The 4,282-nt window shown below is 44.8% G+C and carries 5 protein-coding genes; 1 reads left to right on the top strand and 4 read right to left on the bottom strand.

Features of this window, described 5'->3' with window-relative positions; all coding sequences use genetic code 11:
- Nucleotides 1-30: 30 nt before the first annotated feature.
- The 4 genes from uppS to B5J93_RS10340 form a co-directional block, all read right to left on the bottom strand.
- Nucleotides 31-780 carry a polyprenyl diphosphate synthase gene (uppS, locus tag B5J93_RS10355; RefSeq protein WP_079326301.1) on the bottom strand — a complete coding sequence of 250 codons (750 nt, stop codon included), beginning with the start codon at nt 778-780 and terminating at the stop codon, nt 31-33.
- Between the two features lie 279 nt (nt 781-1,059).
- Nucleotides 1,060-1,614 (bottom strand): ribosome recycling factor, encoded by a 555-nt coding sequence (frr, locus tag B5J93_RS10350; RefSeq protein WP_079326300.1) that lies wholly within the window; start codon nt 1,612-1,614, stop codon nt 1,060-1,062.
- A gap of 137 nt (nt 1,615-1,751) precedes the next feature.
- Nucleotides 1,752-2,495: a UMP kinase gene (pyrH, locus tag B5J93_RS10345; RefSeq protein ID WP_029102573.1), complete on the bottom strand. Its 744-nt coding sequence runs from the start codon at nt 2,493-2,495 to the stop codon at nt 1,752-1,754.
- Between the two features lie 125 nt (nt 2,496-2,620).
- Nucleotides 2,621-3,262 (bottom strand): DUF3108 domain-containing protein, encoded by a 642-nt coding sequence (locus tag B5J93_RS10340; RefSeq protein WP_420811408.1) that lies wholly within the window; start codon nt 3,260-3,262, stop codon nt 2,621-2,623.
- A 282-nt stretch (nt 3,263-3,544) separates the two neighbouring features.
- Between B5J93_RS10340 and B5J93_RS10335 the strand changes: the two genes are divergently transcribed.
- The coding region (locus tag B5J93_RS10335; RefSeq protein ID WP_143823532.1) for an alpha/beta fold hydrolase at nt 3,545-4,282 on the top strand (738 nt) is incomplete at its 3' end.

Raw genomic sequence — 4,282 nt, 5'->3', positions numbered from 1 at the left:
ATACAGTTGCTACTTTTTAATTTCAAATCATCAACCTTGTGCCTGTACCTGCTCACTGGTTTTACCAAAACGTCTTTCACGATTGCCAAAATCTTGTATCATCTTATCAAGCTCGTCCGCCCCAAAATCAGGCCACAATGTATCGGTAAAAAACAGCTCGGCATAAGCCGACTGCCACAGCAAAAAGTTAGAAATACGCCACTCGCCCCCCGTGCGAATCAGCATATCCACATCGGGCAAATCGGCAAGTTCTACATTTTGTCCGATAAGGCGTGCATTTATGTCGCTTGGGGTAAGTTCGCCTTTTTGGACTTGTATGGCTAATTTTTGGCACGCCTGAGCGATGTCCCATTGTCCGCCATAGCTGATTGCGATGACAAGGGTCATTTTGTCAAAATGGGCGGTCTTATTTTCTGCGTCTGTCATAAGGGCTTGCAGGTCGGAATTTAGCATTGACCTGTCGCCGATAAATCTTAGGCGAATTTGGTATTTATTCATGCGGGGCATTTGCTCATGAATGGTGCTTTCAAGTAGTCGCATAAGCAGTGCCACTTCCGCCTGTGGTCTTGCCCAGTTTTCGGACGAAAAGGCAAACACCGTCAAAACCTTAACGCCCCGTGCCAAACAATGCTCCACAATGGGGTCAAGTGCGTCTTTTCCCTTGATATGCCCTGCCCCTGCCTGCAAAGCATGAGCCTTGCCATAGCGGTTGTTACCGTCCATGATAATGGCGATGTGTTGGGGTAGGCTTAAAATGGGGGATAATGGGGTGTTTGGCATGATAGATAGGCGGATTTGTCAATGATAAATGATACAAATAGGGCGAATGGCTCGCCCTACATAGGGCGTGCTGAACCTTTGCAACACAATTTAACGTTTTAAAATATTTTAGAGATAAGACACTATTTTTGCATGAAAAATGGTCAAATCTTGTTTTTCATCGTCAAATCCCTTGTTGATATTTTAATATCAGCTGCGGACTTTTCCTTGAAAAACGTGCGATTTCCCCTATTTTTCATTGCAAATACAAAAGTTCAGCACGCCCTAAAAAGATATAACTTAGACTTCCATAAGCTCGCTTTCTTTTTTGGCAAGGCGAGTGTCAATCGCTTTGATAAAGTCATCGGTCAGCTTTTGAATGTCGGTCTCGGCACGGCGTTCGTCATCTTCGCTGGCTTCTTTGTCTTTGACCAATTTTTTGATGTCGCCTAGCATATCACGGCGGATATTACGCACCGACACACGGGCAGACTCGGCATCAGAGCGAGCCAATTTTTGCATATCCTTACGAGTCTCTTCGGTCAAGGCAGGCATTGGCACACGAATCACATCTGCGGTCATGGGGTTAAGCCCCAAATCCGCTTCACGGATTGCCTTATCCACCGCTTGCACCATAGAGCGGTCAAAGGGCTGTACAAGCAAGGTACGGCTGTCTTCTACGTTCACGCTTGCCACTTGGTTTAGGGGCATGTCCGAGCCATAGTAGCTGACCATGACGCTTGACAAGATACCAGGGTGAGCTCGTCCTGTACGCAGTTTGGCAAACGCACTTTCTAGGGCTTCAAGCGATTTTTCCATACGGGTTTTGCCGTCTGTTTTGATTTGGTTAATCATAAGGGTTTCCTATTTACGATATTTACTAAACATTGATTTTGTTAAATCAGGGCGAATATGATTCACCCCTACCAATCGGTATGATAAGCAAGATTTAACACTTTTTAAAGTTGATTTTAAATTCAATAAAAATTGAATTAATGATACACTCGTGTACCTTCTTTTTCGCCCATAACGACATTTAGCAGAGCATTGGGTTTGTTCATGTCAAACACCTGCAACGGCACGTTGTGTTCACGGCATAGGGCAATGGCGGTCAAGTCCATCACGCCCAATTTATCTTCTAGGGCTTTGTCAAAGGTTAGGCTGTCGTATTTGACCGCATCGGCATGAACGCTTGGGTCTTTGTCGTACACGCCGTCCACTTTGGTCGCCTTTAAGATAAGCCCCGCTTCAATCTCAATCCCACGCAAGCACGCTGCCGTATCGGTGGTAAAAAATGGATTGCCTGTACCTGCCACAAAAATACACACTTCGCCATTATTTAGGTGGCGAATGGCTTCACGGCTAGAATACGGCTCGCCAATGGTGGCGATGTTAAGAGCGGACATAAGACGGCATTTGATGTTGCGGCGGACTAGGGCATCACGCATGGCAAGCCCGTTCATCACGGTGGCAAGCATGCCCATTTGGTCGCCTGTAACACGCCCGACAAGCCCTTCTTTTTGTAGGGTACTACCACGATACAAATTACCGCCCCCAACGACAATCCCCACTTGCACGCCAAGCCCACGCAAATGGGCGATAGACAAGCTCATCTGGTCAAGAATGGACGCATCAATGCCCATGTCTTTGCCCCCTGCTAGGGCTTCGCCTGAGAGCTTTAGTAGGATACGAGAGAATTTTGGATTTTTGTCGTTGGGGTTATTAATGTCTGACATGGCACGCCTGTTATAATTTAAATACAAATTAAGTAATTTTATCACATTTTGCCAAATATTGTAAAATTAAAAAAGGCGAAACCTTGTCCGCCTTTTTATTTTTAAATTTGTTTTTCATTTACCTATTAATTCACCTTTGTCAATTCCATGCTAATGACTTTGCCGTCATTGGTTTGGCTGACTTTGACTGGCAGATAATTTAGGCTTGGGGCAAGCCAAAAACTCGTGGCACGCCCTTTGTCATCATGCACACGGTCAATACGAACCACATCGTAAGTACCTGCAGGAACGGTGATTTTACTACTGCCCGAACGTCTAAATTTGGTGGCTTCTATTTCATTTTTCTTAACCAAATGGTAATTACCGCTAAACTTACCATTAATCAGCTCTTGACGGATTTGAGCTTCTAGGCTCAAATCATCATAGGCTTGTCCGTTCATTTTTAAGGTGGTGGATTTGCCTTTATAAGTACTAACCACCGATTTGGCAGAGTTATTAAACTTGATATTATGAGTACGCCCCACACCCAGCACTTTAACCGACATATTGGAGCTAGACGGCACAATTCTGCCATTAGATAAGCTAAAATTTGCCGATTGGTTTACGTTTGCCACGCCTGCAGCACTGGCTTTGACGTTATAGCTGTAATTATTACCGTTTTTGGTCAAAGTGCGTGTTGCCGTGCCATTTCTGCCATCTGCTTTGACCGCATAAGTGGCAGAAAATCCCGATAAATCCGCCGCATTGGCAGATAAGGTTGCCCCCATGGCAATGCCTGTGGCAACAGTGGCAGTTTTGAAAAATTTATTTAATACAGACATAATCACTCTCTTGCTTTGCAAATTAATTTCAAACATGGGCTTATTATTGACATTTTTGTTACAAATTCAAGGGCGATGGCGTGATGATTTGTAGCATTTTGTGAGAAAACTTTCTCACACCATATTTTATTTATCATTATCATAAAGCAAACTAATCATTATACATATTTTGTTACATTTTATGTTATCATATAACTTTTTAAAATTTTGTTAGTTTTTGGGTTTTGTATGACTTTAAAATTCTTAAAATCATTTTTAAAATATATCGCTATTTTTATCATTACACTTATCGCCATTTTACTGTGCTTTTATTTATACCTTATCAGTGGGTCTACCAAACAAGGCGACATTACTTGGCATTCTTGCTACCGCCCTAGCTATCTGTCGTGGTTTGTATTGCCACCGTCCGTGCGACTGCAATGTGCGACCGTCAATGTGCCTGTGGATTACACCAAGCCTTATGGCAAAACCTTTGCCATAAGGCTTACACGTTTGCCGAGCCGTGGCGACCCCATTGGCGAGCTGTTGCTCCTAAACGGTGGGCCGGGCGGTCATAGCCTTGATATGAGCATGACGTTGTTTGATGACTATGGGCAAACGGTCAAGGACAATTTTAACGTATTGGGCTATGCCCCCCGTGGGGTTGCCCCGTCTAGCCCCGCCATAGACTGCGGTGGGATGGATGAGACGGACGAGCAGGGCAACACAAGTGCCAAAGCCTATATGGACGCTTGCATACAGCACACAGGGGCGGACATTTTGCCCTTTATCAGCTCAAAAGAAGTCGTCAAAGACCTAGACAGTATTCGCACTCAGCTTGGCGTGGACGTGTGGAGCATGGCGGGCTACTCATACGGCACAAAACTTGTCGCCAAATATGCCGAGCATTACTCCACGCACTTGCGAGCAGGCGTGGCGGACGGGGTGGTGGATACGAGCGAGAGCCTATTTATACCAACCGAACTT

Source organism: Moraxella equi (assembly GCF_002027555.1).
Lineage (GTDB): Bacteria > Pseudomonadota > Gammaproteobacteria > Pseudomonadales > Moraxellaceae > Moraxella > Moraxella equi.
The sequence above is the reverse complement of the archived record's forward strand: the minus strand, read 5'-3'. Positions and strand labels throughout refer to the sequence as shown.

Excerpts from the sequence above, each read along its gene's own strand:
- uppS (WP_079326301.1), bottom strand. The coding sequence starts at position 780 with ATGCCAAACACCCCATTATCCCCCATTTTAAGCCTACCCCAACACATC.
- frr (WP_079326300.1), bottom strand. The coding sequence starts at position 1,614 with ATGATTAACCAAATCAAAACAGACGGCAAAACCCGTATGGAAAAATCG.
- pyrH (WP_029102573.1), bottom strand. The coding sequence starts at position 2,495 with ATGTCAGACATTAATAACCCCAACGACAAAAATCCAAAATTCTCTCGT.
- B5J93_RS10340 (WP_420811408.1), bottom strand. The coding sequence starts at position 3,262 with ATGGGGGCAACCTTATCTGCCAATGCGGCGGATTTATCGGGATTTTCT.